Genomic DNA, 26,217 nt, shown 5'->3' on the forward strand with positions numbered 1-26,217 from the left:
GTTCGGACCCAAACAATAGTGCCTTGACCGGGCATTTCGGGAGTGGTTAGTTTGTTCGGAACCAAACGGTGGAGGTCGTGATGACGCGGGTCGCCGGAGTGGAGGTGGACACCCGGCACTGGATCGGCGGTGAGCGGGTCGCCTCCTCGCAGACGTTCGCCGATGTGTCGCCCATCGACGGGCAGGTGATCGCCCACATCGCCCGAGGAGGAGCCGCCGAGGCCTCGGCCGCCGTCGCCGCCGCCGCGCACGCCTTCCCCGGATGGGCGGCCATCGGGCGCGAGGAACGGGCGGCACTCCTGCACGCCATCGCCGACGGCGTCGACAAGCGCCTCGAAGAACTGGCCGCCGTGGAGACCACCGACAACGGCGCCCTGCTGCGCTCCCACCGGCGAGGCGTCATGCCCCGGGTGGCGCACAACTTCCGTTTCTTCGCCGACTGGCTGCTGGAACTGGGCCGCGAGGACTTCGAGACCCGGGGCCACCGCAACCACGTCAGCTGGGACCCGGCCGGTCCCTGCGCCCTCATCACCCCGTGGAACGCGCCGCTCATGCTGGCCACCTGGAAGATCGCCCCGGCCCTCGCGGCGGGCAACACCGTCGTGCTCAAACCGGCGGAATGGTCGCCGCTGACCGCCTCGTTGCTGGCCGACATCGCCCACGCCGCCGGGCTGCCGCCCGGCGTGCTCAACGTCGTGCAGGGCTACGGAGCCGAGGTGGGGGAGCCCCTGGTCGCCGACCCCCGGGTGCGGCGGATCAGCTTCACCGGCTCGGTGCCGACCGCACGCAGGATCGCCGGGCTCGCCTCCGCCAACCTCACCCCGCTCAGCCTGGAGCTCGGCGGCAAGTCGCCGCTCCTCGTCTTCGCCGACGCCGACCTCGACCAGGCCGCCGACCTGGCGGTCGAGCAGTACGACAACGCCGGGCAGGTGTGCCTGGCCGCGACCCGGCTGCTGGTCGAGTCGGCGGTCGCCGAGGAGTTCACCGCCCGGTTCCTGGAACGCGCCCGAGCCCTCGTGCAGGGCGACCCCCGCGACGAGGAGACCGACGTGGGACCCTCCATCCACCCCCGCCACGTCGAGCGCGTCGACGGCTTCGTGCGCCGCGCCCTGGCCGGCGGCGCCCGCGCGCTCATCGGCGGCGGCCGCCCCACGACCGGCCAGGGGTTCTTCTACCCGCCCACGCTCCTGACCGACGTCGAGCCCGGCACGGAGATCCTCACCGAGGAGGTCTTCGGCCCCGTGCTGACCCTCCAGACCTTCGACGACGAGGCGCAGGCCGTCGCCATGGCCAACGACACCACCTACGGCCTGGCCGCGGTGGTCGTCACGGGCGACCCCGAGCGGGCCGAACGGGTCGCCGGCCGGCTGGTCGCGGGCACGGTCTGGGTGAACTGCTTCTTCGTGCGCGACCTACGCGCCCCCTTCGGCGGCTCGCGCCGGTCGGGCGTCGGACGCGAAGGCGGCGACTGGAGCTTCGACTTCTACTGCGACGTCAAGAACACGGTGAGCGCGCCATGGGTGAGATAGCCGCCGCCGGCCTGCTGTCGCACGTCCCCACGATCGTGCTGCCCGAGGTCACCAGGCGCGAGCTCAACGAGGGCCGCGAGATCAGCCTCGTGCCGGGGCTGCGGCGGCTGCGGGCGGAGGTCTTCGACACGCTCGACTACGACACCGTCGTGGTGCTCGACTCCCACTGGGCCACCACCGTCGAGTTTGTCGTCACCGCGCACCGGCGCAGGGCGGGGCTCTACACCTCGGAGGAGCTGCCGCGCGGCATGTGCCGCGTGCCGTACGACATCCCCGGCGATCCCGAGCTGGCGCACGCCGTCGCCGCCCAGGCCGGACCGCACGGCACCTGGATCACCGCCGTCGACGACCCCTACCTGCCGATCTACTACGCGACCGTGAACCTGTGGCGCTACCTGGGCGTGCCCGACGACCCCTACCTGGGCGCCGAAGGAAAACGCTGGATCTCCGTCGGCGTCTGCCAGACCGCCGACACCGAGGACTTCCTGCGGCTGGGCAGGGCGCTCGGCGCCGCCATCGAGGCGAGCGACCGCAAGGTCGTGCTGATCGCCTCCGGCGCGCTGAGCCACACCTTCTGGCCGCTGCGCGAGATCCGCGACCACGAGCCGAGCGACCCGTCCCACATCCGTACGGCCGCCGCGCGCGAGGCCGACCTGGAGCGCATCGCCTGGTTCGAGGCGGGCGAGCACGCCAAGGTGCTCGACACGATGCCGCACTTCCTCACGGTCAAGCCCGAGGCGCGCTTCGGCCACTACCTGATGATGATCGGCGCGCTCGGCGAATCGGCGTGCACCGCCCCGGCCAGGCGCTACAGCGACTACGAGAACTCGGTCGGCACCGGGCAGGTGCACCTGTGGTTCGACCGGCCGGAAGGCGGCTGGCATGCCTGAACACCGCAGGATCCTCCTCGACGGCGCGGTCACCGACGTCACGCGGGAGGGGGAGGAACTGGTCGCGGGCGACGGGCGCAGGGTGAAGGCCGACGACGCCGTGCACCTGCCACCCGTCACCCCATCGAAGATCATCGCCGTGCATCTCAACCACCGCAGCCGGGTCGAGGAGTTCCAGGTCCGGCTCGCCGCCACACCCACCTACTTCCACAAGCCGACCTCCTCGCTCAACGCCCACAACGGCGCCGTCGTCAGGCCGGAAGGCTGCCGCTACCTCAACTACGAGGGCGAGGTGGCCATCGTCATCGGACGCACCTGCCGCAACGTCTCGCCTCGGCAGGCGGCCGACCACATCGCCGGATACACCATCGCCAACGACTTCGGCCTGCACGACTTCCGCGACACCGACGCCGGATCGATGCTCAGGGTCAAGGGCTCCGACACGCTCTGCCCGCTCGGCCCCGGCCTGGTCACCGGCTGGGACTTCCGCGGCAAACGCCTCACCACCCGCGTCAACGGCGCCGTGGTCCAGGACGGCGGCACCGACGAGATGGCCTGGGACATGCACTACCTCGTCGCCGACATCGCCAGGACGATCACCCTGCACCCGGGCGACGTGCTCCTGTCGGGCACCCCGGCGGGATCCCGGCCCGTGCAGCCCGGCGACCTGGTCGAAGTCTCCGTCGAGGGGCTGGGTACGTTGGCCAACAGGGTCGTCGCCGGGCCGGCGGCCATCCGCGCCGACGTCGGAGCGCAGCCGACCGCCTCGGAAGAGGTGCTCTCCACCGCGCTCGGCGGCGACTGGGAGTTCCGCGGCATCAGGGCGCCTCGAAGGGATTGACCATGGACCTGCGGCACTGGCTGGAGCGCGCCGTGAGCGCGATCGAGGAGTGGGAGGCCGGGCACGGGCCCTTCGAACGCCACCCCTCGCTGGCGGTCAAGGACGTCGAGCCCGCCTTCGACGCCCTCGTGGCCAGGCTGCACGACAACTACCCCTTCTTCCACCCCCGCTACGCCGGCCAGATGCTCAAGCCGCCGCACCCCGCGGCCGTCGTCGGCTACCTGACCGCCATGCTGATCAACCCCAACAACCACGCGCTCGACGGCGGCCCCGCCACCGCCGCGATGGAACGGGAGACCGTCGCGCTGCTGGCCGCCATGTTCGGCTTCGGCACCCACCTGGGCCACCTGACCAGCAGCGGCACCATCGCCAACCTGGAGGCGTTGTTCGTCGCCCGCGAACTGCACCCCGGGCTCGGCATCGCCTACGGCGCCGAGGCCCACTACACCCACGCCCGCATGTGCCGGGTGCTCGGCGTCGAAGGCCACGCCGTGCCCGCCGACGACCGCGGCCGCATGGACCTCGGCGCCCTGGAGGACCTGCTGCGCACCGGCCGGATCGGCACCGTCGTGCTGACCACCGGCACGACCGGGCTCGGGGCGATCGACCCCGTGCACGAGGCGCTGCCGCTCGCCCGCAGGTACGGCGCCCGCGTGCACGTCGACGCCGCCTACGGCGGGTTCTTCGCGCTGCTGGCCGGGACGGACCTCGACGCGGCGCCGTGGCGGGCGATCGCCGGATGCGACTCCGTCGTGGTCGACCCGCACAAGCACGGGCTGCAGCCGTACGGGTGCGGAGCCGTGCTCTTCCGCGACCCCGCCGTGGGCCGCTTCTACGTGCACGACTCGCCCTACACCTACTTCACCTCCGACGAGCTGCACCTGGGCGAGATCAGCCTGGAGTGCTCACGCGCCGGGGCGTCGGCCGCCGCGTTCTGGTTCACGCTGCGGCTGCTCCCGCTCACCAGGGAAGGCCTGGGCGAGGTGCTGGCCGCGGGTCGCCGCGCCGCCGTGCGCTGGGCCTCGCTGCTGTCCGGATCGCAGGTCCTGGAGCTCTACCAGCCGCCCGAGCTCGACATCGTGACCTACTTCCCGAAAGCCGCGACCCTCGGCCGGATCGACCGGCTCTCGGCCCGCATGCTCGACGACGGCATGGCGGAGGGCCTCCACCTGAGCACCTTCACCGTCGGTCGCCAGGCGATGGCCGCCCGCCACCCGGCGATCGCACTCGACACCACCCACGGGCGTGTCATGCGCAGCGTGCTCATGAAACCCGAGTCGGAGCTGGTCGTGGACTCGCTGCACGCCGCCGTCGAGTCGCTGGCCGGTCAGCGGCCCACGGCGTAACCCTGCGCGCCGCGGGGATTGGCCGCCGCCTTCAGGAAACCGCCGTCACGCGCGACCGCGCTGAGCCGCCCGAGCGACCACGGGCCCAGCACCTCCACCTCGTGCCCGCGCCGCCGCAGTTCGGCCACGACCGCCGGATCGAGCCGCTCCTCCACGTGCATCACGCCCGGCCGCGCCGTACGCGGGAAGAAGGAGCTGGGGAAGTGCTCGGAGTGGAACATCGGCGCGTCGATCGCCTCCTGCAGGTTGAGGCCGCCGTGGACCAGCGCCAGGAAGAAGTTCACGCTCCACTGGTCCTGCTGGTCGCCGCCCGGCGTGCCGAAGGCCAGCCACGGCGCGCCGTCGCGCAGCGCGAAGGACGGCGACAACGTCGTGCGCGGCCGCACGCCCGGCCGCATCGACGCCGGCAGGCCCTCCTCCAGCCAGAACATCTGCGCCCTGGTGCCCAGGCAGAACCCCAGCGACGGGATGACCGGCGAACTCTGCAGCCAGCCGCCGCTGGGCGTGGCCGACACCATGTTGCCCCACTGGTCGACCACGTCCACGTGGCAGGTGTCGCCCCGCACGCTCCCGTCGCGCCCCACCGTCGGCTCGCCCGTCCCGGCCTGCGCCCGCACCCGTGCTCCCGGCAGGCGCGGCAGCCGCGGCGACCGGCCACCCGGGGAGCCGGGCCGCAGCTCGCGGCCGGCGCTCTCACCCACCAGGCCCCGCCGCTCCGCGTTGTACGGCAGGCCGAGCAGGTCGTCCACGGGCACGTCCGCGTCGCCGTACCAGGCCTCCCGGTCGGCGAAGGCCAGCTTGGCGCACTCGATCACGGTGTGCACGTAGTCGGCCGACAGGAAGCCCGCGGCGTCCAGGTCGAAGCCGTCGAGCAGGGCCAGCTGCTGCAGGAACACCGGCCCCTGACCCCACGGACCGGTCTTGCAGACGGTGTGACCCCGGTAGCCGAACGTCAGCGGCTCCTCGACGGACGCCTCCCACGAGGCCAGGTCGTCGCCCGACAGCAGCCCGCCGTGCACGCCGCCCGAGCTGTCACGCCAGGCCGTCTTCAGGCTGAACTCGGCGACGGCCTCGGCGACGAAGCCCCGGTACCACGCGTCGCGGGCGGCGGCGATGCCCGCCTCGCGGGTGGCGGCGGCCGAGGCCCGCTCGGCCAGGTCGCGGTAGGTCCGCGCCAGCACCGGGTTGGCCAGCCGGTCGCCGTGACCGAGCCACGTCGCCGCCGAGGTCGGCCAGTCATCGCGGAACAGCCGCTCCACGCGGGCGATCGTGTCGGCGATGCGCGGCAACATCGGCACGCCCCGCTCCGCGTAGAAGATCGCCGGGGCCAGCACGTCGGCCAGCGGCCAGGTGCCCCAGCGTTCCAGCATCAGCAGCCACCCGCCGAACGCGCCGGGCACCGTCGCCGCCAGCAGCCCGGTGCCCGGCACCACGTCGAGGCCGAGCCCCGCGTAGTGCTCCAGCGTCGCCGCGGCCGGCGTCACCCCCTGGCCGCAGACCACCGACACACGCTCCTCCCGCGCGTCCCACAGCAGGATCGGCACCTCACCGCCGGGCCCGTTCAGGTGCGGCTCGGCCACCTGCAACACGAAACCGGCGGCGACCGCGGCGTCGAAGGCGTTGCCGCCGCGCTCCAGCACGCTCATCCCGGTCGCGGAGGCCAGCCAGTGGGTCGAGGCGACCATCCCGAAATCGCCGGACAACTCGGGTCGGGTGGTGAACATCAGGGGACTCCCATCGCAGGCGATACATGGACAGGAAAGCACGACCCCTCTTCGTCCATGCCGCCGGAGCCCGTCGCCGCCCCCTGAGTCACAATCGGTAGGTGACCCAACCGATCACGGTGACCGTCGAAGGCGGCGTCGCCACCCTCACCCTCGACCGCCCCGGCAAGCGCAACGCCCTCACCGCCGAGATGTGGCGGCTCATCCCCCAGCTGCTCGACAAGCTCGCCGCCGACCCCGGCGTCAGGGTCGCCGTCCTCACCGGCGCGGGAGGCACCTTCAGCGCCGGAGCCGACCTGTCCGAGATCTCCCGGCTCACCGAAGGCGGCGACGACACCGGCCTGACCGTCGCCGCCGAGCAGGCGCTCATCGCCTTCCCCAAGCCGGTCATCGCCAAGATCGAGGGCTTCTGCGTCGGCGGCGGCTGCCAGCTCGCCCTCGCCTGCGACCTGCGCCTGGCCGACCCCGGCACCCGCTTCGGCGTCACCCCCGCCAAGCTCGGCCTCGTCTACCCGCAGTCGTCGACCCGCCGCCTCGTCGACCAGGTCGGACCGGGCGCGGCCAAACTGCTGCTCTACTCGGCCGACCTCTTCGACGCCCCCTGGGCGCTGCGCACCGGCCTCGTCGACGAGCTCCCCGACGACCTGCACGGGCGCGTGCACGCCCTGGCCACCACCATCGCCTCCCGCTCGCCGGTGTCGCTGGCCGCCACCAAGGAGATCGCCGACGGCCGCGCCGACGAGGCGCGATTCCTGGAATGGCAACGCCGCTCCCGCGTTTCCGCCGCAGAAGGCGTCGCGGCCTTTCTCGAGAAGCGGGCGCCGCGCTTTTAATTCGGTGGCGTATTGCCGGGGGCGCGCTTTACCGTGGAAGCCATGAGAGAACTTCTTCTGCCGCCCGCCACGGCTTCCGGATAACCCTGGCCACAGGGAATCCGTGAAGCCGCCAGGTGCTGCACCGGGCGGCTTTTGAATTTCCGGGTGTAGGGCAGATTGGTCAGCCCGTCTCCCTTGGGAGGAGAAGGTCGCAGGTTCGAATCCTGCCACTCGGACCGGTGCCGGTCTGTCCGGAGGGAATGGCGAACCCCCGGCTGGATATCGGCCCGACCGCCCCTGGCACGGCCCACGCCAACCGTGCTTTCGGGGCTCACGCCGCTCTGGCCCAACTGGCAGAGGCGCCGCATTCAGGATGCGGAGGTTCAGGGTTCGAATCCCTGGGGCGGCACGATCAGCGGTTGCGCACGCGCGCCATCCGGCGCATCAGCCTGTCGGCCGCGCCGTACAGGACGGGGGACTCCAGGATGAAGCGCCGCGTGCGCCTGACCGGTTCCGTGCGGACCCAGTGGGCGGCGGCGCCCGCCGTGCGGCGGCGGACGATGCCCTCGCCCACCGGCAGGCCGTGGCTGCGCAGCGAGTTCTTGTACTGCGAGCCCGTCCCCACGCTCAGGTCGAACGAGCGCACCCCGTGCGCGGCCGCCGCCTCCGACAGGCGCAGGTGCATGATCAGGCCGGGGGAGTAGCGCGACAGCGCCGGGTCGTAGGCGGGGAACCAGTCGACCAGCACCGTCGACGACCGGGGCCCGAAGTGGCCCGCGACGGGCTTGCCGTCCGCGTACAGGATCGACAGCGGCGCCGCGAACGCCGGCGTGTCGATCGCCCACAGCCGCTCGGCCAGCTCGCGCACCCAGTGCTTGGCGAACCGGTCGGGCCGCCCCATCGCCCGGTACTGGCCCGACTTCCACTCCAGCAGCAGGCGGAACGTCGCCTCGTCGCGCACGTCGAAGTCGAAGGAGACCTCGCCCACCTCGCGCCCGAGCTTGCGCTCCTTGCGGAAGGTGTTGGAGACGAACTGCTTGCTCAGCCCCTCGAGGTAGGCGGGGAAGCCGTTGGACACGTCGACGATGACGCTCTCCTGCGACAACGTCTCGAACGGCTCGAACCACGGCTGGTGCTGCACCAGCGTGCCGTACTCGTAGACGTGCAGTCCCGCGCCGCCGAGCAGTTCGTCGGCGGTGATCTCCAGGTCCGGCCGGTGCACGAGGCCCTGGCCGAGCGAGACCCAGGCGCCGATGGCGGCGCCGACCCCGCGGCCGTTCAGCTCGTAGGCGAGGAAGCCCGCCGGCCGGCCGTCGTCGAGGACGGCCACGCGCGCGTGCGGCGAGACCTCGCCCATGGCGACGGCGAACTCGGGGCTGAGGAACGGGTTGGCCAGGTGCGGCTGGGCGTCCTGCATGGCACGCCAGGCCGCGATCTCGGTGTCGCCCAGTTCGCCGGGCCGTACGACGTGGATCTTCATAGTGTGAGCTCACCCTATGCGTGGATATCGAGTGCTTGGTCCTTCAGGACCCGGGGGAGGACCAGGGCCGCGACGAGCAACTGACTGCCGACGATGGCGTAGCCGACGCCCGCGATGCCCCAGACGGGGAAGGCCACGGCGACCGAGCCCAGCACCAGCACCGCCTGGCCGATCTGCACCACGGCCAGGCGGGCTGCCTCGCCGGTGGCCCGCAGGGTGCCGAGGTGGACGTCGATGAGGACTCCTGGGAGTACGGCCAGCGCCATCAGCCTGAGCAACGGCGTGCCGTACGCGGAAAGTTCCGCTCCGAAGAATCCGAGCATGGCGGGGGCGCCGACCAGTACGAACAGCACGACGGGGACGACGAGCGTGAAGGTGCGGCGCAGCGTCGCGCGCACGTTGCGGGCCAGCTCGTCGCGCCTGCCCGAGCTCTCGACGGTCAGCGAGACCGCCATGTTCGCGGTCAGCACGCACAGCATGCAGCCGAGCGAGTGGGCGACGGAGAAGTAGCCGAACAGCCGCGGGTCGCCCAGCCAGGCGGCCACCAGCACCGGCACCAGGAACACGACCAGCAGCGCCGACAGGGCGCCGGGGAAGTCGCCGGCCAGGAAGCGGCCGACCTCGCGCGCGGTGGGCGGCGGCCCGTCGTGCCGGGCGGCGGGCGCCCAGCGGCGCAGGATCAGCCAGTTGATCGGGATGACCGCCATGGCGGTCGGCAGCACCCAGGAGACGAAGATGCCGTCACCCGGCATGGCGCCCGCCAGGCCCACCAGCATGCCCATCTTGACCAGGCCGTAGAGCATGCTGTTGACCGGTACCAGGACCGCGCGCCGCAGTCCCGTCAGCGCCACGTCCTGCAGCGTGAAGATCGTCCAGACGAGCACCGCGGCCAGGAAGAACAGGCCGGGGCCGAAGCCGCCGAGCGCGGAGTAGGCCGGGCCCCAGATCGGCAGCGTGAGCAGGAATCCGAGCGCCGCCACCAGCCCGATGGCTCCCGCCACCATGTAGCCGCGCACGATCAGCTCACCCGTGCGCCGGCCCGCCAGCGGGATGAACCTGGCCAGCACGCCGACGAACGCCAGCCCGGTCAGCGACGCGAACAGGCGCATCGCGGCGATGAGCGCCTGTCCTTCGCCGAAGGCCTCGGGGGAGTACAGGCGGGTGGCCAGCATCCAGTAGCCCAAGCCCAGCACGGCGGTGATCCCCGTGTTGGCCATGAGCGCGTACCCCTGCAGGAACAGGGGGTTCCTCAGGTCGCTTCGCAGCCGCGCGGCCAGGGTGGTCATGGTCACACTGTGCGGTGCGCCGGTTGCGGTGGCCTTGTCTCTGGCTTTCAATCGGTACTCATGACGAACTGGGGTATTGCCGCAACCGGTGGAATCGCGCGGACCGTGGGCACGGTGATCGCGTCCGAGCCCGGCATGAGGGTGGCCGCCGTCGGCTCGCGCGACGTGGGACGCGCCGCCGCTCTGGCCGCCGACCTGGGCGGCGCGAAGGCCTACGGCTCCTATGCCGAGCTGTGCGCCGACCCTGACGTGGAGGCCGTCTACGTGGCCACTCCGCACGCCCAGCACCTGCGGGTGGCCGAATTGGCGATCGCGGAGGGCAAGGCGGTGTTGTGCGAGAAGCCGCTGACCGCGTCGCTGGCCGACGCCGAGCGGCTGGTGAAGCTGGCGCGCGAGGCGGGCGTCTTCCTCATGGAGGCCATGTGGATGCGCTTCAACCCGCTCGTGCGCCGGCTGGCCACCGACGAGCGGTTCGGGACGATCCGCTCGGTCCAGGCCACCTTCGGCTTCCCGCTCGCCTTCGACGCGACCCACCGGCTGTGGGATCCGGCGACCGGCGGCGGCACCGTGCTCGACCTGGGCGTCTACCCGATCGCGCTGGCGCACTTCCTGCTGGGCGTCCCCGAGGAGATCCACGTGACCGGCTCGCTGGCGCCGTCGGGCGTCGACGCCGAGGCCGGGATCCTGCTGACCTACCCCGGCGGCGCCCGCGCGCTGCTCGACACCTCGTTGCTCAGCCCGATGGCCAACGCCGCGACCATCGTCGGCACGGGGCTGCGCGCCGACATCGACGCGCCCTTCTGGGCGCCGAGCCGGATGGTGCTCAGAGGGCCCGGCGTCGAGCCCGAGGAGCACCTGCTCGACCCGGCACAGGGCGGCTACGAGGGCCAGGTGCGCGAGGTCGCCGCGGCGCTCGCCGAGGGCCGCACGGAGAGCGCGATCATGCCGCTCGACGACAGCCTGGCGGTCATGCGCGTGATGGAGGAGGTGCGCGCCCGCCTGGGCGCCCTCTGATCGGCCGTGCGTGTCTGGGCGCCCTTTGATCGGCCGCGCTACCGCTCGACGATCTCGTTCTTGCCGATCACCACGATGCCGCCCCGTGTGACGGCGTAGCGGCTGCGGTCCTGTTCGAGGTCGAAGCCGATGCGCGCCCCGTCGGGGATGACCACGTTCTTGTCGATGATGGCGCGGCGCACGATGGCGCCCCTGCCGACCTTGACGTTGTCCATCAGCACCGAGTCCTCGACCAGCGAGTGGGAGTGCAGCACCACCCGCGGCGACAGGATCGACCGCTCCGCCGCGCCGCCCGAGATGATCACGCCGGGCGACACGAGCGAGTCGATCGCGCGGCCCACCCGGTCACCTTCGTTGTGCACGAACTTGGCCGGGGGGAGCGGGTCGTGGCCGGTGTAGATCGGCCAGCGGTCGTTGTAGAGGTTGAAGACGGGGTGTGCGGAGATCAGGTCCATGTGCGCCTCGTAGTAGGCGTCCAGGGTCCCCACGTCGCGCCAGTATCCGCGGTCGCGCTCGTTGGATCCGGGCACGAGGTTGTCGGCGAAGTCGTAGACGTCCGCGACGCCCCCCTTGACGAGCATCGGGATGATGTTCCCTCCGAGGTCGTGCTTGGAGGTGGGGTCCAGGGCGTCCTCGCGCAGGGCGTCGATCATCGCCTGGGTCTTGAAGACGTAGTTGCCCATCGAGGCGTAGATCTCGTCGGGCGAGTCGGGCAGGCCGACGGCGTCCTTGGGCTTCTCGCGGAAGGCCACGATCTTGTTGCCCGTGGGGTCGGTCTCGATCACGCCGAACTGGTCGGCGAGCGACAGCGGCTGCCTGATCGCCGCGACCGTGACGTCGGCGCCGGAGTCGACGTGCTGGGCGACCATCTGCCGCGGGTCCATGCGGTAGATGTGGTCGGCGCCGAACACGATCACGTGCTCGGGCTCCTCGTCGTAGATGAGGTTGAGGTTCTGGAAGAGGGCGTCGGCGCTGCCGGAGAACCAGCGGGGTCCCAGGCGCTGCTGGGCGGGGACGGGCGTCACGTAGTTGCCCAGCATCGCCGACAGCCGCCAGGTGCGCGAGACGTGCCGGTCGAGGCTGTGGTTCTTGTACTGGGTGAGCACCACGATCTTGAGGTAGTGACCGTTGGCGAGGTTGGACAGGACAAAATCGATCAACCGGTACATGCCGCCGAAGGGGACGGCCGGTTTGGCCCGGTCCGCTGTCAGCGGCATGAGCCGCTTTCCTTCTCCACCTGCCAGCACGACTGCGAGGACCCTGGGCGACGTCATAGGCAGAAGCTACCCCGAAACGGGCGCGAGAACAGTCAACGGACTATTGTGGCGCGCATGATCACCCTGGACCCCCGGACCAGCGCGCTGGTGCTGGTCGATCTGATGGAGCGCATCGTCGGCCAGGAACTGGCTCCGTACTCGGGCGGGGTCGTCGTCGCGCGGTGTGCGGCGATGGCGAGCGCCATGCGGAAGGTCGGAGGGCTCGTCGTCAACGTCAGGGTCGAGCGGCCGAACGTGACCGCCCAGCCGCCCGGCAGCGGCTTCGTGGCCGACGCCCGCCCCCAGGAGGGCGACCTGGAGATCGTCAAGCGGACGTGGGGCGCCTTCCACAACACCGGCCTGGACGAGGAACTGCGCGGGCGCGGCATCACCACGCTGGTCATCGCGGGGATCGCCACCAACTTCGGCGTCGAGCAGACGGCCCGCTTCGCCGACGAGTTCGGCTACGAGGTGATCGTGCTCGAGTGCGGCACCACGGGGCTCGACGCCAAAGCGCACGAGTTCGCCTTCGAGTACGTCTTCCCGCGCCTGGGCACGGTCGCCACCTCCGCCGAACTCCTCGCCGCGCTTGGCTAGGGTTGGCCTATGCGCGTCGATCTGCTGAGCCGTGAGTATCCGCCCGAGGTGTACGGCGGAGCCGGGGTGCACATGGAGTACCTGGCCCGCGAGCTGAGGCGCCTGGCCGACGTCAGGGTGCGCTGCTTCGGCGCCGCCCGCGAGGAGGCCGGCGTCTCCGCCCACCGGGTCCCCGGCGGCCTGGAGACGGCCAACGCCGCCCTGCAGGTGCTCGGCGTCGACCTGGAGATGGCCGCCGCGTGCGAGGGCGCCGACGTGGTCCACAGCCACACCTGGTACGCCAACTTCGCCGGTCACGTCGCCAAGCTGCTGTACGGCACGCCGCACGTCGTCACGACGCACAGCCTCGAACCTCTGCGCCCCTGGAAGGCCGAGCAGCTCGGCGGCGGCTACGCCGTCTCCTCCTGGGCCGAGCGCACCGCCCTGGCCTCGGCCGACGCGGTCATCGCCGTCTCGGAGGGCATGCGCAAAGACGTGCTCAGCGCCTACCCCGAGATCGCGCCCGAGCGGGTGAGCGTCATCCACAACGGCATCGACACCGTCGAGTACACCCCCGACCACGACACCGCGGTGCTGCGCAAGCACGGCATCGACCCGCACCGGCCGTACGTGATCTTCGTGGGCCGCATCACCCGGCAGAAGGGCCTGGCCCACCTGCTGCGCGCCGCCCGCTCCCTCGACCCGGCCGCCCAGCTCGTGCTGTGCGCGGGGGCGCCCGACACGCCCGAGATCGCCGCCGAGATCAAGGGCCTGGTCGAGGGGCTGGAGCGCGACGGCGTCTTCTGGATCTCCGAGATGCTGCCCAAGCCCGAGGTCATCCAGCTGCTCACGCACGCCGCCGTCTTCGTCTGCCCGTCGGTCTACGAACCGATGGGCATCGTCAACCTGGAGGCGATGGCCTGCGAGACCGCGGTGGTCGCCACCGCCACGGGGGGCATCCCTGAGGTGGTGGCCGACGGCGAGACCGGGCTGCTGGTGCCGATCTCGGCCAAGGCGGACGGCGAGCCGCACGATCCCGACTTCTTCGCCGCCGACCTGGCCGAGCGGGTCAACGCCCTGCTGGGCGACCCGGCGCGCGCGGCCGCCCTGGGGGCGGCGGGACGGGCGCGGGCGGTGTCGCACTTCTCGTGGGCGCGGATCGCGGAGCGCACCCTGGAGCTCTACGCCGCGCTGATGTAGTGCAGGATCACGTTGTGCACGTGGTGGGCCTTGTCGTCGCCGCGGAACTCCACCTCGTAGGTGTGGGTGCCGACGTGGATGGCGATGGCCCCGGAGGAGAAGAACTGCCCGGCGAGCGACTTGTTGCTGACGACGCTGACCGCGGAGATCTTGTTGTACGGAATGCTCGTGATGGCGATCTTCTTGCCGACGAACGACTTGTCCTGCACGATCACGCGGCGGTCGGTGAGGCCGAGGAATCCGGTGCCCGCACCGATGGCGTCGTAGACGGCGATGATCTGCTCGCCGCGCAATAAGCCGCTCTCGATCTGCTTGAGTTGCTCTTTTCGGTCATAAGGGATGTCTGCCATATCAGGGCAACGTGTGGCGGCCGAGCCGGGGTTCCGTGCGCCCCGGCGCCTGAAGAAATGGGTCTTGCTCCCTCATATGCGGAGGATCACGCTGAAATCCGGAGGAGGCGTGCCATGGCCTACAAACTCGGAGTCAGCCGCCCAGATCTCGACATCGTCGATCTGCCCACCCCTGAAGAGGTCTTCAAGGTCGCCAGGATCGGCCCCAAGGAACTGTTCAAGTACGCCGTCGGCCCGAGCCTGATCGCGCTGGGCATCTCGATCGGCAGCGGCGAATGGCTGATCGGCCCCCGCAGCGTCGGGGAGTTCGGATTCATCGGCGTCGGCTGGGTCATCCTGGTCTCGGCGCTGCTGCAGACCTTCTACAACGTCGAATGCGCCCGCTACGTGCTGGCCACCGGCGAGAGCCCCGTCGTCGGCTGGGGGCGGGTGCCACCCGGCTGGAAGCTCTGGGTCCCGCTCTCGGTGGTGATCGTCCTGTTCGCCTTCATCGCGGGCGGCTGGGCCGCCTCCGCGGGACAGGGCGTCTACGCGCTCGTGCACGGCGTGGTGCCGCCGCGCGGGGCCGAGGAACCACGTTTGTGGGCCATCGCGCTGCTGGTGCTGGTCTTCCTCATCACCGCGCTGGCCCGCCGGATCAGCCGGGCGCTGGAGCTGGCCAACTGGATCATGGTCGGCACCATCCTCGTCGTGCTGCTGATCATCGACCTGTTCGTGGTTCCCTTCTCGCTGTGGTGGGAGGGCATCAGGAGCTTCTTCACCCCGGCCATGCCACCGGCGGGCATCACCGCGACCCAGATCGGCGCCCTGGCCGGATTCACCGCGCTTGCCTCGGGGCTGAACTGGTACATCCTCGGCCACTACCGCGACAAGGGTTACGGCATGGGCTTCCGGGCCGGCTACCTGTCCGGCCTGCGCGGTGAGCGGCGCGAACTCCTGGCCAGCGGCGTCACCTTCCCCGACGACGCCAAGAACCAGGCGCTGTGGAAACGCTGGTACCGGCTGCTCATGGTCGACATGTGGGGCGTCTTCTTCTTCGGCGCGATCTTCGGCATGCTGCTGCCGGTCATCCTGATGGCGCAGGCCGTACAGCTCAGCGGCGAGAAGCCCACCGACGCCAACGTGCCCACCTTCGTGGCCAGCGCCCTGGACGCGGAGTACGGCAGGCCGATGTTCTACCTGGCGCTCGTCATGGGGGTCCTGATCCTCTTCTCCACCCAGCTGGGCATCTTCGAGGCGATGGTGCGCGTCACCACCGACGCCTCGCACGCCACCAGCCCGCGGCTGCGAAGGCTCATCGAGGGCGACCCGCGCAAGTTCTACTACCCGTTCATGCTGGTGCTGCTCGTGATCATCTCGATCGCGATCCACCTGACGCTGCCGCAGAACCTGGTCAACTGGTCGGCGAACATGTCGAACCTGGGCGCGCTGATCTACCCGTTCCTGCTCATCTACCTCAACCGCAAGCTGCCGAGACCGGCGCGGCCCAGGCCGTGGCACTACGTGGTGCTCGTGCTCAACTTCCTGTTCTTCGGCTTCTTCTTCGTCAACTTCGTCGCCGACCTGGTGGGCGATCCGCTGATCACCTTCTAGGCTCCAGCACGACCACGGGGATCTTCCGGTCGGTCTTGCCCTGGTAGGCGTCGTAGTCGGGCCAGACGCGCGTCATCAGGCCCCACAACTGCGGCTTCTCCTCCGGCTCGGCCGTACGGGCGGTGACGTGGTGCTTGTCGGGGCCGACCTGGATCTCCGCGTCCGGGTCGGCCAGCAGGTTGAGGTACCAGTCGGGGTCCTTCGGCTCGCCGCCGTTGGAGGCGACGACCACGTGGGCGTCGCCGTCGCGCTGGTAGATGACCGGCGTGGTGTACGGCTCGCCGGAACGGCGGCCGGTGGTGGTCAGGAGCAGGACCGTGGCGCCGTTCCAGTCGTGGCCTTCGGCGCCGCCGGTCTCCTGGTAACGCTTGACGTGTTCCTTTCCGTACAACATGCCGTTCCAGCTACCCACTCACGCCGTTAAATGTCGGTGGCCGCCCCTACGATGTCGCGCATGCTCGACTCGCTCATCGTGCCGCTGTTCGTCACCACCGACCTGCCGTCCCGGGCCGACCTGGCGGAGTTCGGGGAGATCGTCACGACCGCCGCCCGCTCGCTCGAGCGCGACGGCAGGCGCTACGACGGTTTCCTGGCGGGCAGGGTCTTCTGGCTCGACCGGCCGGTGCTGCCCGGCCAGCTGCCCGCCTCCGACACCGAGGCGCGCTTCGCCGCGATGCTCGGCTACGTGGTCGCCGCGGGGGAGGACCACAGCGTCCGGGAGGTGGTGGCCGACGTGCGGCGCGCCGTGGTGGCGGCGGTCGTCGCGCGCTTCGGCGACCTCGCCGGGCCCGCGCCCGCCGTCTTCGCCATCCGCGACCGCGACGTGCGGGAGCGCACCCCTGAGGGCGCGCTGTTCATCGACACCACCGACGCCCCGGCCGACCTCGTGACGGCGGCCCGGGCGTATTTGTAGCCGCTTCCGGCCCGCGTTTCCGGCCCGCGTGTCCGGCCCGCGTGTTCGGCCCGCGTGTTCGGCCCGCGTGTTCGGGCCGCGTGTTCGGGCCGCGTGTTCGGGCCGCGTTTCCGGCCCGCGTTTCCGGCCCGCGCGTGCGGTGCGGGTGGGTGGGCGTGACTCGCGGGTGGGGTCGTTCGGTTCGCGCGGGTGGGTGGCTCGGCGCGGGTGGTGCGGCGGGTCAGCGTTGGCCCTGCTCGCCCAGCCACTCGTCCGAGATCGCCGAATGCACGATCGAGTCCCGGTACCCGGTCGGCGTGAGCACGTGGTGGCGCACCCGGCCTTCCTCCACCATGCCCGCCACCAGCATGGCGAGCTGCGCCGGCACGTTGGCGGGCGAGCGGGCGCCCCAGATCCGGTGCAGCCGCAGCTGCCGGAACCCGAACCCGAGGATGAGCCGGACGAGGTCGGTCCCGAGCCCGCGCCCCCACAGGTCGGGCCGCAGCCCGAGCCCGATCTCGGCGCTGTGCGGATGGTCGGCCTCGATGTGCAGCCGGGCGACGCCGATCACCCGGTCGTCGTGCGGCTCGGTGGCGGCCAGCAGGTAGAGGCGGCGCGGTTCCGCGTCGGCCTCCTTGCGGGCCTCGTCGATCATCGACGAGACCTCGTCAGGCGTGCGCGGGTTGAACGGCAGGTGCTCGGTGGCGGCGGGGTCGCCGTAGATGGCGTGCAGGGCGGCGACATCGGCCGGCGTGACCTCACGCAGGCCGAGCTGGGCGCCGGTGACCTGTACGCAACGCATGGGGCAAACGTAAACCTATCCACATGATCTTGACAATAGCTGTCAAGTCGCGAGTTGACTCCCGTAAGCTCGCGCGACAAGGTCCGCCAGCAGGCTGTGCGCGCCCAGAGGGGCGGCGCAGCCGGCCTCGACGGCCCCGGCCGCGTCGGCCAGTGCCACGGCCGACATCTCGTGTCCGATGATGCAGGGCGCGACGGCGAGCCGCTGCGCACCCGCGGCGCGCAGCCGGGTGGCCGCGGCCTCCAGTCCCGGCTCGCCGTCCAGGCAGGCGGCGACGACCGGCAGGGTCAGGCGCGAGGCCAGCAGCACGGCGGTCGGCTGGGCGGCCTGCACGGCGGCGGGGCCGCCGCTGACGCCCACGATGACCGCGTCGACCGGGCTCGCGATGTTGATCAGGCGCACCCGGTCGGCGCGGGCCAGCCCGCGCTCGGCCAGGCGGATGTGCAGGGCCTCGGCCAGCAGCGGGTGCGGCCCGAGCGGCTCGGTGATCACGGCGTCGCCCCCGGTGGCGGCGACGGTCTTGCCGATCTCGCCGAGGACGGCGGGGTCCGGCCAGGTGAGCAGCGGGACGATCACCGCGGCCCGGTCCTCGGGCAGTGCCTCGGCCAGCGAGCCGGTGGAGGCCAGGCGTACTTCGATCTGGGGATTGTCGACCTGCACCACGGAGGCGATCTCGGACGGCGCGCCGTCGGTCTGGCCCGACACCACCAGTACGAGGATCGGTGCGTCCGAAGGCAGGCTGGTGGGTACGGGAGCACGGTGCCTTCCGCCGCCGGGCCTGGGCGCTCTCTGGCGCGTGGGCAGGGCGGTGCGGTTCGGCAGGCTGGATCCCTCGACAAGCTCGCTCACAGGCCCGCAGTTTATGACCATTTCGCCCTCCCTGTGCTCGAAACCAATCACAAGCACAACACGGGTGTGATCGACATCACATCGTGATCAAACGCCCCGTTGACCTCGGACGACCGGAACGGAATCGTGCTCTAGAAATGAGTTCTGGAGGAGGGCGGATGCGCAAGCCGTTCTATGTCCGTGAGCTGAGCGTTTACCCCGTCGGGCGGCGCCGCGTCTGGTTACTCTCGATCGCCGTCCTGGCCAGCCTCGTGGCCAACTTCGAGACCACCCTGGCCACCATCCTCCCGCTGCTCATGACCGATCTGCAGATGTCGCTGGGCACCTACGGGCTCATCGCCGCCGCCTCGGTGCTCGTCGCCGGGATCTCGGCGGGCTTCGGCGGCATCCTGTCGGATCGCTGGGGACGGGTGACCATCCTGGTCCCCACCCTGACCGTCACCGCCGCGTGCAACTTCCTGCTCGCCCTCGTCGAGACGACAGGACAGCTGTTCGCGGTGCGGTGCCTGATGCTGTTCATCGAGGGCGCCGGCATCACCATCACCGCCAGCCTCGTGCGCGACTTCTCCCCGCGCATGGGCCGCGCCCAGGCCTTCGGCTTCTGGACCTGGGGCCCGGTCGGCGCCGGCTTCCTGGCCTCCGGCATCGCCGGGCTCACCCTGCCGCTCTTCGACAACGCCTGGCAGTCGCAGGCGATCATCATGGGCATCCTGTCGCTCGTCATGTGCGCGGTCATCATCTGGCAGATCGCCGAGCCCAGCGCCGCGCTGCGCGCCCAGGTGCTCACCGCGGAGGCCGCCGTCAGCGCCGAGGAGAAGATCGACCCGGGCAAGGCCCGCGAGCTGCTGCGCCACCCGCACCTGTGGGCGCACGTGCTGGGCAACACCGGCTGGCAGATCCTCTACTGGACCTTCGCCATCTTCGGCCAGACCATCCTGACCACGTCCTTCGGGCTGAGTCCCGCCGAGGCCAACCTGGTGGTGGCCATCGGGCTCATCCTCAACGCCCTGGTGGTCGTCGTCGTGGGACGCGTCTCCGACCGGCTGCAACTGCGCAAGCCCTTCATCGCGGCGGGCACCGCCCTGACCATCGCGACGCTGGCCTACTTCATCAGCCTCGTCGGCGAGCGCCCCGGCGCTGTGCTCATCGCGTTCGTCTACGCGCTGCTCTTCGTCTTCCTGGGGCTGGCCTACGTGCCGTGGATGGCGGGCTTCTCCGAGGACGCCGAGGACGTCGACCCCCGGCTGCAGGGAGCGGCCCTGGGCATGTGGGGCATGGTCGTGCGGATCATGGTCGTGGTGCTGCTCGTCAGCGCCACGCAGGTCGCCGAGACCTCGGGCTGGGCGACCTGGCTGTTCATCGCGATGGCCGGGCAGGTGGTCTTCCTGGTCTCCATCGCGGCCTTCAGGGGCAGATGGCGGGCCGAGGCCAAGGTGCCCGTCTAGAGGGTCCCGTGCGGGTGGGCGGCGGTGGCAGCCACCGCCCACTCCTTTCGCGGCGGCTCGATTACGGCACGGGCTGCTTCGGGTCGGCGGTGGACAGGTCCAGGTCGCGCGTCTCCGGCGCGATGGCCAGGCCGAAGGCGGTGACCGCCAGCGCGGCCACCACGTAGATCGACACCGCCGTCGACGTGCCGTAGACGTCGAGCAGCTTCAGCGCGATGATCGGCGCCAGCGCGCCCCCGGCGATGCCGGCCAGCTGGTATCCCATCGAGGCCCCGCTGTAACGCAGCCGGGTGCTGAACAGCTCGGCGATGAAGGCGGCCTGGGGGCCGTACATGGCGGCGTGGGTGGCCAGCGCCACGACCGCTGCGAGCGCGATGATCACGAACGACTTGCTGTCGAGCAGCGGGAAGAAGGCGAACACCCACACCGCCGCCGCGATGACACCGCCCAGATAGACCGGACGCCTGCCGTACCGGTCGGAAAGAGCGCCGAACAGCGGGATGAGCGCGAGCTGGAAGGCCGAGCCGATCAGGACCGCGTTGAGGCCGAGTTGCCGCTCGAGCCCGAGGTTCTGGGTGATGTAGAGCAGCATGTACGTGGTGAAGGTGTAGAACGCCACGTCGACGCCGATGCGGGCGGTGAAGGCCGACAGCAGGGCGCGCGGGTGGGTGCGCAGCACCTCCAGCAGCGGCATCTGGGCCTTGGCGCCGCGCGCCTCGACCTCCTCGAACAGCGGCGACTCGGTGATCTTCAGGCGGATCCACAGGCCCACCACGACCAGCAGCCCGGACAGCAGGAACGGGATGCGCCAGCCCCAGCTCAGGAAGGCCTCGTCCGACAGCACCAGCGACATCAGGCCGAGCAGCCCCGCGGCCAGCAGGTTGCCCGCGGGCACCCCGACCTGCGGCCACGAGGCGTTGAAGCCCCGCTTCCTGTCCGAGCCGTGCTCGATGGACATCAGCACCGCGCCTCCCCACTCGCCGCCCAGTCCGAGCCCCTGTACGAATCGGAGGGTGGCCAGCAGGATCGGCGCGGCCACGCCGATGGTGGCGTAGGTCGGCACCAGGCCGATGAGGAAGGTCGCGATGCCCATCACCAGCAGGGTCACGACCAGGACCGTCTTGCGCCCGACCCGGTCGCCGAAGTGGCCGAAGACGATGCCGCCCAGCGGGCGGGCGACGAAGGCGACGGCATTGGTGGTGAAGGCCAGGAGAGTGGCGTTGAGCGGGTCGAAGTTCGGGAAGAACACCTGGCCGAAGACCAGCGTGGCGGCGGTGCTGTAGAGGAAGAAGTCGTACCACTCCAGCGACGTGCCGATGAGGCTGGCGACGATCACGCGCCGCGTCTGGTGCATGAGCACGCTCCTAGGGTGAGGGGGGTCACACCCCTTCACGCTAAGGATTGTTGAACAACTCGACAAGAGGTTTGTTCACTGATTTCATGTTAAATGTGGACGACGTCGTCATCAGTCTTGCTCACGCCCGCACCCGCATCGGCCGCGTCAGCGTCGCGGAAGAGGTCGCCGACCTGCTGCGGGAACGCATCATCGAGGGTGTGGACGAGCCCGGCACGCAGCTGCTGGAAACCGAGATCGCCGACCAGCTCGCGATCTCGCGCAACACCCTCAGGGAGGCCTTCCGCCTCCTCGGCCACGAGCGGCTGCTGGAGCATCGCCGCAACCGGGGCGTCTTCGTGCGGGTGCTGTCGGCGGAGGACGTGGCCGACCTCTACCGCGTGCGCCGGGTGATCGAGGTGGCCGCGGTACGGCGCAGCAAGGAAGCGCCGCCCGCCGTACTCGCCTCGATCAAGGAAGCGGTGGCCGACGCCGAGCGCGCCGCCGCGCAGGACGACTGGAAGGCGGTCGGCACCGCCAACAGCCGCTTCCACCAGGCGCTGGTGACGCTGAACCAGAGCCCACGCCTCGACGAGTCGATGCGGCACCTGCTGGCCGAGCTGAGGCTCGTCTTCCACGTCATGAAGAACCCGCGCTCCTTCCACGAGCCCTTCGTCGCGCGAAACCGGGAGCTGCTGGCGCTCATCGAGGCGGGGGAGGGCCAGGCCGCCGCCGGTTACCTGGAGTCCTATCTGGACGAAGCCGAGCAGATGCTCCTGCGCGCCTACGAGCCGACCGGATAACGTTCTGTTCCATGAGCAGGCTCTTCTCCGTGGACGAGGTGCGCGAGCTGCTGCCCGGAGTGCTGGCGCAGGCCGAGGCACTGGTCGGCATGCGCGCCGACCTGGCGGAGATGACCTTCGACCGCGAGGCGCTCGGCGCCTCGCCGCTGGGCGGCCTGGCCGAGATCAAGGCGGTCGAGGCGCGCATCCAGGAGATCCTCAGCGACTGGACCGGCCAGGGCTTCGAGATCAAGGGCATCGCCCCGGTGCTGCTCGACTTCCCCGCCCTGATCGACGGCGTGTCGGTACGGCTGTGCTGGATCGAGGGCGAGAACGAATTGGTCTGGTACCACAGGACCGAGCTGGGTTTCGCCGGTCGCCGCCCGCTGTGAAATGTCGTGATTGACCTGTGATCAACCGGTAGTGCCCCTGAGGTGTCCTACTTCGTGAGAAGGCACCGAACAGGGGGAGACACACCGATGAGGCACACCTCATGGGCCGCCGCGGCACTGGCCGCCGCGGCGATCGGGTGGGTGGGGGCGGCACCCGCTCACGCCGGAGCACAACCGCCGGCCACAGCGGCCTGGATGAAGGGCTGCGAGGTCGGCGACGGCGGCTACACCGAGCCGTGCGGCAGGTGGCGGCTGGTGCTGGGCGACGGCAGCACGCGCGAGCTGACCGGCGCCGCGCCGCGGGCCACCACCCAGAGCGGCGGCAGGTCCGACTGGCAGTCGCGCCTGGCCATCAGCGCGGACGGCCGCTGGGTGCTCTACGAGCGCGACGGCGACCACCGGCTCATGGTGCGCAGGGCGGCGGGGGGAGCCGCCCGCGCACTGCCCGCCTCGCTCGTGCCCAAGGGCGTGGGCACCGAGAACGTGGGCGTGTGGTTGTCGCCCAAGGGCGACAGGGTCATGGTGAGCGTCGGCCTCGACGGCGACCCCACCCCCACCAAGGTGATCACCGTATCCACGGGCAAGACCGTCGAGCTCCCGGCCGACCAGGACCCGGAGGGCTTCAGCGCCGACGGCGACGAGGTGCTCGCCGGACGCTACCGGAACGACAACGTCGTCAAGCTGTACGGTCACCGGCTCGGCGGCGGTGTGCTGGCCACGACCCCGCCCCAGGTGGTCGCCGGCGCCTACGCCCGCGCCCTGGCCGCCGACGGCCGCACCCTCGCGGTGGTCGTCGCCGGCAACGAGGACAGGAAGCTGCCGCCGCGGCTGCGCCTGTACGACCTGGTCGGCGAGCACCTGACGGCCTCGGTCACGCTGCCGCTCCTGCCGTCGCAGACCCCCTCCCACGTGCACTGGACCGCCGACGGCAAGCTCGTCGCGCACGTGAGCGAGGGCGGCGAGGGCGCCCCGGTGAAGATCCGGGTGCTCACCTTCGACGTCGACTCGGGCGCCGTGGAAGGCAGCCGGCGCCTCACCATCAGCAAGCACTCCTACACGTGGGCACTTCCGGGGGAATGAGATGAAGACCAAGACGATGGCCGTGGCCGTCCTGGGCCTGGCCCTGCTGGGCACGCCGGCCGTGGCGGCCCCGCACAACACGCAGGACCACTCCGCCCATCACGCGATCCGCTACGCCTCCGTCAAGGCCTGCACGGCCGCCGACGGCGCGCGCAAGCCCTGCGGGTACTGGCGGCTGGCCCTGCACGACGGCAGCGTCCAGCTGCTCAAGGATGCCCAGGTCGTGGCGCTCACGGCCAAGGGCACGTCCTCCGTCTACCAGGCCGCGCCCATCTCGGTGAGCGGCGACGGGAGCAAGGTCGCCTACTTCGACCGCCGGGGGCGCCTGGCGATCCGCACGCTCGGCGGCGGCGTGACCGTGCTGCCGAAGAACGCGCTGCCCCCGGTCGCGCAGTACAACATCACGCTCGTCCTGTCCGACGACGGCCGCAGGCTCGCGGCGATGCAGTCCGGCGGCGACCGCAGGCCCGTCCGCGTCTTCGACACCGCCACCGGCGCGCGCGTCGGCACCATCCCCGCGGCCGAGAACTTCGCCGACTTCAGCGGCGACGGTGACGAGGTGCTGACCACGAGCGACGGCGACGAGGGCACCTTCGACCTCGGCGCCTACAGCGACACCGGCGCCCTCATCGACCGCGCCACCCCGCCGCAGCTGGTCTCGGCCAACGGCCCCCACGCCCTGGCCGCCGACGGCAGGACGGTCGCCAACGTGGTCGCGGCGGGCAAGCCCGAACTCGTGCTCTACGACATGCGCGCGGAGAAGATCACCAGCCGCGTCAAGGTCAAGCTCCCCGCCGGGAGCGTGCACATGATCGACTGGACGGGGCCCAGCCAGGTGACCCTCCACCTGGAGGAGTACCGCGACACCAGGCCGACCCGGATGACGATCGTGCAGATCGACGTCGTCTCCGGCGCCGTCAAGATCCGTGACCGCTACGAGGTGCTCGCCGACAGCTACGTCTTCGCCGCCTGCGGGGGCTGAGCCTAGGCTGGCCGCGTGCAGGTTCACTCGACCAGAGTCATGGCATCCAGGGCCGCCGACCTGTGCCGGGCACTCCTGGCGGACGACGACCCGGCCCGGGTCGAGGACACCCTGATCAGGTACGGCGAGGCGGCCCCGATCCTGATCACCCCGGGCGACGTGGCGGAGATGCGCGAGGCCGCACGGCGGCTCCTGGCGGTCTTCGCCGCCTCCCGGCTCGACGAGGCGGCGCGGCTGCTGAACGACCTGCTCGCCGGATGCGCCAGGCCGCCCCGCCTGACCGACCACGGCGGCACCACCGGCTGGCACGTGCACGTCGACACCGAGGACGCGGGATGGGGGCAGTGGTTCCTGTCGTCGTCGGCGATGGCGCTGGCGCTGCTGCTGTCGGAGCAGCAGCGGCTGCCCGGCGGGCTGTGCGCCTCGGCGGCGTGCCGCCTGCCGTACGTGGACCTGGGCGGCGGCAGCGCGCGGCGCTACTGCAGCAGCCGGTGCGCGACCAGGGAGCGGGTCGCCGCGCACCGGGCGGCCTCACGGTCGTGACAGGAGCGCGTAGGCGAGCGCTGCCACGACCATGATCCCCGCCCCGGCCAGCAGCGCCGTGCTCGGCGACAGGTCGACCAGCGGACCGGCCAGCGCCGAGCCGACGGCGAACGAGGTGATCTTCAAGCTGGCGCCGGTGGTGAAGATCTGGCTGCGCAACCGGCCGGGCGCCTCGCGGTGCCGGATGGCGAACAGGGCCGTGAGCTGCGGGCCCTCGCCCACGCCCGCCACGACGGCGGCCACCACCGCGACCCAGTAGGAGCCGGCCGCGGCGGCCAGCGCGAGCGACAGGGCGATCACCAGCGTGCTGCCCAGCAGCATGCGGTCGGGGTCGAAGGTGATCCTGGCCAGGACCGCGTTGGCGGCCAGGCCCGCGACCGCGACGACGGCCAGCAACATCGCGCCGTAGCCGACCTCGCCGGTCAGCTCCTCGCCCAGCAGGGGGGCGGCCACGACGAGCATCGCCACGCCGACCATGGTGATCATCGAGGTGACCGTTGCCCGGCGCAGGCTGCCCTTGCGCGCGATCGCCGCGAAACCGGCGGTCAGCTCCGCGCGCAGGCTCCGGGGCCTGGCCGGCTCCGTGCCGCCGGTGGCGGCGTTGCCGTCCATGACATCCTCGGCATCCGTGACATCCTCGGCGCCCTTGGTGTCCTTGTCGTCCTTGGCATCCTTGCGCGGGAGCATCCAGGCGGCCCCGGTCGACGCCAGCACCAGGGCCACCGACGCGAGCGCCGCGGCGAGCGCGCCCGCGGCCATGGTGATCACCCCGACCACCGCGGGACCGGCCAGCCCCGCGACGTTGTAGGTCATCGCGTCGAGGGCGTTGGAGCGCGGCAGGCGCTCGGGTGGCGACACCAGCGGCAACTGCGCCGTCCACCCGCCCGCCAGCGCCGGGCCCAGCAGACCGGCCAGGACGGCCAGCGCCACCAGCAGGGCGTGCGGCGCCCGGCCGACACCCGCGATGATCAGCGCCAGACCCGCCGCGTACCCGCCGATGCTCGCGGCCAGCAGCAGACCGGGCCGCCTGGCCCGGTCGAGCATCACGCCCAGGAGGGGTCCTCCGACGGCGGCCGAGACCGTGAGGCCGGACAGGAGGGAGGAGGCGACCACCGCCGAGTCGGTCACCGCGAGGCCGAGGACGAGCAGGGCCGGCCCGGCCATCTCGTTACCCGTCCGCGCGGCGACCGCGCCGGCCATGTAACGTCCTAACACGG

General features: G+C 71.3%; 26 protein-coding genes and 2 tRNA genes. 18 read left to right on the top strand and 10 right to left on the bottom strand.

Annotated features, from left to right (window positions below; all coding sequences use genetic code 11):
* Positions 1-80: 80 nt before the first annotated feature.
* The 4 genes from HNR30_RS31610 to HNR30_RS31625 are packed head-to-tail and all read left to right on the top strand — an operon-like array spanning position 81 to position 4,606.
* On the top strand, positions 81-1,529 hold the full coding sequence (locus tag HNR30_RS31610) for an aldehyde dehydrogenase (protein WP_181613689.1): 1,449 nt from the start codon (positions 81-83) through the stop codon (positions 1,527-1,529).
* Entirely contained in the window at positions 1,517-2,419 is a 903-nt protein-coding gene (locus HNR30_RS31615; protein ID WP_181613690.1) for a 3,4-dihydroxyphenylacetate 2,3-dioxygenase, read from the top strand. Before HNR30_RS31610 ends, HNR30_RS31615 begins: the two co-directional genes overlap by 13 nt.
* Entirely contained in the window at positions 2,412-3,260 is an 849-nt protein-coding gene (locus HNR30_RS31620) for a fumarylacetoacetate hydrolase family protein (protein WP_181613691.1), read from the top strand. The genes HNR30_RS31615 and HNR30_RS31620 overlap by 8 nt, the downstream gene beginning before the upstream one ends.
* A 2-nt stretch (positions 3,261-3,262) precedes the next feature.
* Entirely contained in the window at positions 3,263-4,606 is a 1,344-nt protein-coding gene (locus HNR30_RS31625; RefSeq protein ID WP_181613692.1) for a pyridoxal phosphate-dependent decarboxylase family protein, read from the top strand.
* Here HNR30_RS31625 and HNR30_RS31630 read toward each other — a convergent pair.
* A complete protein-coding gene (locus HNR30_RS31630) occupies positions 4,588-6,330 on the bottom strand; it encodes a gamma-glutamyltransferase family protein (protein ID WP_181613693.1) in 1,743 nt (580 codons plus the stop codon). The genes HNR30_RS31625 and HNR30_RS31630 overlap by 19 nt on opposite strands.
* A gap of 101 nt (positions 6,331-6,431) precedes the next feature.
* On the opposite strand from HNR30_RS31630, the gene HNR30_RS31635 reads away from it, so the two are divergent.
* The 3 genes from HNR30_RS31635 (at position 6,432) to HNR30_RS31645 (ending at position 7,554) form a co-directional block, all read left to right on the top strand.
* Positions 6,432-7,163, top strand: coding sequence for an enoyl-CoA hydratase/isomerase family protein (locus HNR30_RS31635; protein WP_181613694.1), 732 nt, complete (start codon positions 6,432-6,434; stop codon positions 7,161-7,163).
* 143 nt (positions 7,164-7,306) lie between these two features.
* Positions 7,307-7,381 (top strand) — tRNA-Pro (locus tag HNR30_RS31640).
* Positions 7,382-7,480: 99 nt separating this feature from the next.
* Positions 7,481-7,554: transfer RNA gene (locus HNR30_RS31645), tRNA-Leu, on the top strand.
* A 3-nt stretch (positions 7,555-7,557) separates the two neighbouring features.
* Here the strand turns inward: HNR30_RS31645 and HNR30_RS31650 are convergent.
* Both HNR30_RS31650 and HNR30_RS31655 read right to left on the bottom strand, forming a co-directional pair.
* Positions 7,558-8,625, bottom strand: a complete 1,068-nt coding sequence (locus HNR30_RS31650) for a GNAT family N-acetyltransferase (protein WP_181613695.1) — start codon at positions 8,623-8,625, stop codon at positions 7,558-7,560.
* 14 nt (positions 8,626-8,639) lie between these two features.
* The gene (locus HNR30_RS31655) at positions 8,640-9,911 is read right to left on the bottom strand and encodes a lipopolysaccharide biosynthesis protein (protein WP_181613696.1); all 1,272 of its coding nucleotides are present in this window, start codon (positions 9,909-9,911) and stop codon (positions 8,640-8,642) included.
* 60 nt (positions 9,912-9,971) lie between these two features.
* On the opposite strand from HNR30_RS31655, the gene HNR30_RS31660 reads away from it, so the two are divergent.
* Positions 9,972-10,925, top strand: coding sequence for a Gfo/Idh/MocA family protein (locus tag HNR30_RS31660; RefSeq protein ID WP_181613697.1), 954 nt, complete (start codon positions 9,972-9,974; stop codon positions 10,923-10,925).
* A 38-nt stretch (positions 10,926-10,963) separates the two neighbouring features.
* On the opposite strand, the gene glgC is transcribed toward HNR30_RS31660, so the two are convergent.
* Positions 10,964-12,199, bottom strand: coding sequence for a glucose-1-phosphate adenylyltransferase (gene glgC / locus HNR30_RS31665; RefSeq protein WP_181613698.1), 1,236 nt, complete (start codon positions 12,197-12,199; stop codon positions 10,964-10,966).
* 57 nt (positions 12,200-12,256) lie between these two features.
* Here glgC and HNR30_RS31670 point away from each other — a divergent pair, with 57 nt between their 5' ends.
* The gene (locus HNR30_RS31670; protein ID WP_181613699.1) at positions 12,257-12,778 is read left to right on the top strand and encodes an isochorismatase family protein; all 522 of its coding nucleotides are present in this window, start codon (positions 12,257-12,259) and stop codon (positions 12,776-12,778) included.
* Between the two features lie 9 nt (positions 12,779-12,787).
* Positions 12,788-13,957, top strand: coding sequence for a glycogen synthase (gene glgA, locus HNR30_RS31675; RefSeq protein ID WP_181613700.1), 1,170 nt, complete (start codon positions 12,788-12,790; stop codon positions 13,955-13,957).
* Here the strand turns inward: glgA and HNR30_RS31680 are convergent.
* Entirely contained in the window at positions 13,939-14,307 is a 369-nt protein-coding gene (locus HNR30_RS31680) for a PH domain-containing protein (RefSeq protein WP_181613701.1), read from the bottom strand. The two genes, glgA and HNR30_RS31680, sit on opposite strands and share 19 nt — an antisense overlap.
* 114 nt (positions 14,308-14,421) lie before the next feature.
* Between HNR30_RS31680 and HNR30_RS31685 the strand changes: the two genes are divergently transcribed.
* The gene (locus tag HNR30_RS31685) at positions 14,422-15,900 is read left to right on the top strand and encodes an Nramp family divalent metal transporter (protein WP_181613702.1); all 1,479 of its coding nucleotides are present in this window, start codon (positions 14,422-14,424) and stop codon (positions 15,898-15,900) included.
* Here HNR30_RS31685 and HNR30_RS31690 read toward each other — a convergent pair.
* Positions 15,890-16,294, bottom strand: a complete 405-nt coding sequence (locus HNR30_RS31690) for a nitroreductase family deazaflavin-dependent oxidoreductase (protein WP_181613703.1) — start codon at positions 16,292-16,294, stop codon at positions 15,890-15,892. The two genes, HNR30_RS31685 and HNR30_RS31690, sit on opposite strands and share 11 nt — an antisense overlap.
* A gap of 60 nt (positions 16,295-16,354) precedes the next feature.
* Here HNR30_RS31690 and HNR30_RS31695 point away from each other — a divergent pair, with 60 nt between their 5' ends.
* Positions 16,355-16,813, top strand: coding sequence for a hypothetical protein (locus tag HNR30_RS31695; protein WP_181613704.1), 459 nt, complete (start codon positions 16,355-16,357; stop codon positions 16,811-16,813).
* A 220-nt stretch (positions 16,814-17,033) separates the two neighbouring features.
* Here HNR30_RS31695 and HNR30_RS31700 read toward each other — a convergent pair whose 3' ends face one another.
* Both HNR30_RS31700 and HNR30_RS31705 read right to left on the bottom strand, forming a co-directional pair.
* Complete coding sequence (locus HNR30_RS31700; protein ID WP_181613705.1) at positions 17,034-17,594, bottom strand: GNAT family N-acetyltransferase; 561 nt, start codon at positions 17,592-17,594, stop codon at positions 17,034-17,036.
* A gap of 42 nt (positions 17,595-17,636) precedes the next feature.
* Positions 17,637-18,443 carry a sirohydrochlorin chelatase gene (locus tag HNR30_RS31705; RefSeq protein WP_312894771.1) on the bottom strand — a complete coding sequence of 269 codons (807 nt, stop codon included), beginning with the start codon at positions 18,441-18,443 and terminating at the stop codon, positions 17,637-17,639.
* A gap of 158 nt (positions 18,444-18,601) precedes the next feature.
* Here HNR30_RS31705 and HNR30_RS31710 point away from each other — a divergent pair, with 158 nt between their 5' ends.
* Positions 18,602-19,888: an MFS transporter gene (locus tag HNR30_RS31710; protein ID WP_181613706.1), complete on the top strand. Its 1,287-nt coding sequence runs from the start codon at positions 18,602-18,604 to the stop codon at positions 19,886-19,888.
* 61 nt (positions 19,889-19,949) lie between these two features.
* Here the strand turns inward: HNR30_RS31710 and HNR30_RS31715 are convergent, their stop codons facing one another.
* A complete protein-coding gene (locus HNR30_RS31715; RefSeq protein WP_181613707.1) occupies positions 19,950-21,242 on the bottom strand; it encodes an MFS transporter in 1,293 nt (430 codons plus the stop codon).
* Positions 21,243-21,328: 86 nt separating this feature from the next.
* On the opposite strand from HNR30_RS31715, the gene HNR30_RS31720 reads away from it, so the two are divergent.
* The 5 genes from HNR30_RS31720 (at position 21,329) to HNR30_RS31740 (ending at position 25,000) form a co-directional block, all read left to right on the top strand.
* The gene (locus tag HNR30_RS31720) at positions 21,329-22,024 is read left to right on the top strand and encodes a GntR family transcriptional regulator (protein WP_181613708.1); all 696 of its coding nucleotides are present in this window, start codon (positions 21,329-21,331) and stop codon (positions 22,022-22,024) included.
* Between the two features lie 11 nt (positions 22,025-22,035).
* Complete coding sequence (locus tag HNR30_RS31725; RefSeq protein WP_181613709.1) at positions 22,036-22,395, top strand: DUF2203 domain-containing protein; 360 nt, start codon at positions 22,036-22,038, stop codon at positions 22,393-22,395.
* 87 nt (positions 22,396-22,482) lie between these two features.
* A complete protein-coding gene (locus tag HNR30_RS31730) occupies positions 22,483-23,475 on the top strand; it encodes a hypothetical protein (protein WP_181613710.1) in 993 nt (330 codons plus the stop codon).
* A 1-nt stretch (position 23,476) separates the two neighbouring features.
* Positions 23,477-24,457, top strand: coding sequence for a WD40 repeat domain-containing protein (locus tag HNR30_RS31735; RefSeq protein ID WP_181613711.1), 981 nt, complete (start codon positions 23,477-23,479; stop codon positions 24,455-24,457).
* A gap of 15 nt (positions 24,458-24,472) precedes the next feature.
* Positions 24,473-25,000 carry a CGNR zinc finger domain-containing protein gene (locus HNR30_RS31740; RefSeq protein ID WP_312894773.1) on the top strand — a complete coding sequence of 176 codons (528 nt, stop codon included), beginning with the start codon at positions 24,473-24,475 and terminating at the stop codon, positions 24,998-25,000.
* Here the strand turns inward: HNR30_RS31740 and HNR30_RS31745 are convergent.
* Positions 24,989-26,215, bottom strand: a complete 1,227-nt coding sequence (locus HNR30_RS31745; RefSeq protein WP_312894774.1) for an MFS transporter — start codon at positions 26,213-26,215, stop codon at positions 24,989-24,991. The genes HNR30_RS31740 and HNR30_RS31745 overlap by 12 nt on opposite strands.
* Between the last annotated feature and the right edge of the window lie 2 nt (positions 26,216-26,217).

Source organism: Nonomuraea soli, assembly GCF_013761175.1.
GTDB classification, from domain to species: Bacteria; Actinomycetota; Actinomycetes; order Streptosporangiales; family Streptosporangiaceae; genus Nonomuraea; species Nonomuraea soli.

Coding starts and splice junctions, on each gene's coding strand:
- HNR30_RS31610 (WP_181613689.1), top strand. CDS start 81: ATGACGCGGGTCGCCGGAGTGGAGGTGGACACCCGGCACTGGATCGGC.
- HNR30_RS31615 (WP_181613690.1), top strand. CDS start 1,517: ATGGGTGAGATAGCCGCCGCCGGCCTGCTGTCGCACGTCCCCACGATC.
- HNR30_RS31620 (WP_181613691.1), top strand. CDS start 2,412: ATGCCTGAACACCGCAGGATCCTCCTCGACGGCGCGGTCACCGACGTC.
- HNR30_RS31625 (WP_181613692.1), top strand. CDS start 3,263: ATGGACCTGCGGCACTGGCTGGAGCGCGCCGTGAGCGCGATCGAGGAG.
- HNR30_RS31630 (WP_181613693.1), bottom strand. CDS start 6,330: ATGTTCACCACCCGACCCGAGTTGTCCGGCGATTTCGGGATGGTCGCC.
- HNR30_RS31650 (WP_181613695.1), bottom strand. CDS start 8,625: ATGAAGATCCACGTCGTACGGCCCGGCGAACTGGGCGACACCGAGATC.
- HNR30_RS31655 (WP_181613696.1), bottom strand. CDS start 9,911: ATGACCACCCTGGCCGCGCGGCTGCGAAGCGACCTGAGGAACCCCCTG.
- HNR30_RS31660 (WP_181613697.1), top strand. CDS start 9,972: ATGACGAACTGGGGTATTGCCGCAACCGGTGGAATCGCGCGGACCGTG.
- glgC (WP_181613698.1), bottom strand. CDS start 12,199: ATGACGTCGCCCAGGGTCCTCGCAGTCGTGCTGGCAGGTGGAGAAGGA.
- HNR30_RS31670 (WP_181613699.1), top strand. CDS start 12,257: ATGATCACCCTGGACCCCCGGACCAGCGCGCTGGTGCTGGTCGATCTG.
- glgA (WP_181613700.1), top strand. CDS start 12,788: ATGCGCGTCGATCTGCTGAGCCGTGAGTATCCGCCCGAGGTGTACGGC.
- HNR30_RS31680 (WP_181613701.1), bottom strand. CDS start 14,307: ATGGCAGACATCCCTTATGACCGAAAAGAGCAACTCAAGCAGATCGAG.
- HNR30_RS31685 (WP_181613702.1), top strand. CDS start 14,422: ATGGCCTACAAACTCGGAGTCAGCCGCCCAGATCTCGACATCGTCGAT.
- HNR30_RS31690 (WP_181613703.1), bottom strand. CDS start 16,294: ATGTTGTACGGAAAGGAACACGTCAAGCGTTACCAGGAGACCGGCGGC.
- HNR30_RS31695 (WP_181613704.1), top strand. CDS start 16,355: ATGCTCGACTCGCTCATCGTGCCGCTGTTCGTCACCACCGACCTGCCG.
- HNR30_RS31700 (WP_181613705.1), bottom strand. CDS start 17,594: ATGCGTTGCGTACAGGTCACCGGCGCCCAGCTCGGCCTGCGTGAGGTC.
- HNR30_RS31710 (WP_181613706.1), top strand. CDS start 18,602: ATGCGCAAGCCGTTCTATGTCCGTGAGCTGAGCGTTTACCCCGTCGGG.
- HNR30_RS31715 (WP_181613707.1), bottom strand. CDS start 21,242: ATGCACCAGACGCGGCGCGTGATCGTCGCCAGCCTCATCGGCACGTCG.
- HNR30_RS31720 (WP_181613708.1), top strand. CDS start 21,329: ATGTTAAATGTGGACGACGTCGTCATCAGTCTTGCTCACGCCCGCACC.
- HNR30_RS31725 (WP_181613709.1), top strand. CDS start 22,036: ATGAGCAGGCTCTTCTCCGTGGACGAGGTGCGCGAGCTGCTGCCCGGA.
- HNR30_RS31730 (WP_181613710.1), top strand. CDS start 22,483: ATGAGGCACACCTCATGGGCCGCCGCGGCACTGGCCGCCGCGGCGATC.
- HNR30_RS31735 (WP_181613711.1), top strand. CDS start 23,477: ATGAAGACCAAGACGATGGCCGTGGCCGTCCTGGGCCTGGCCCTGCTG.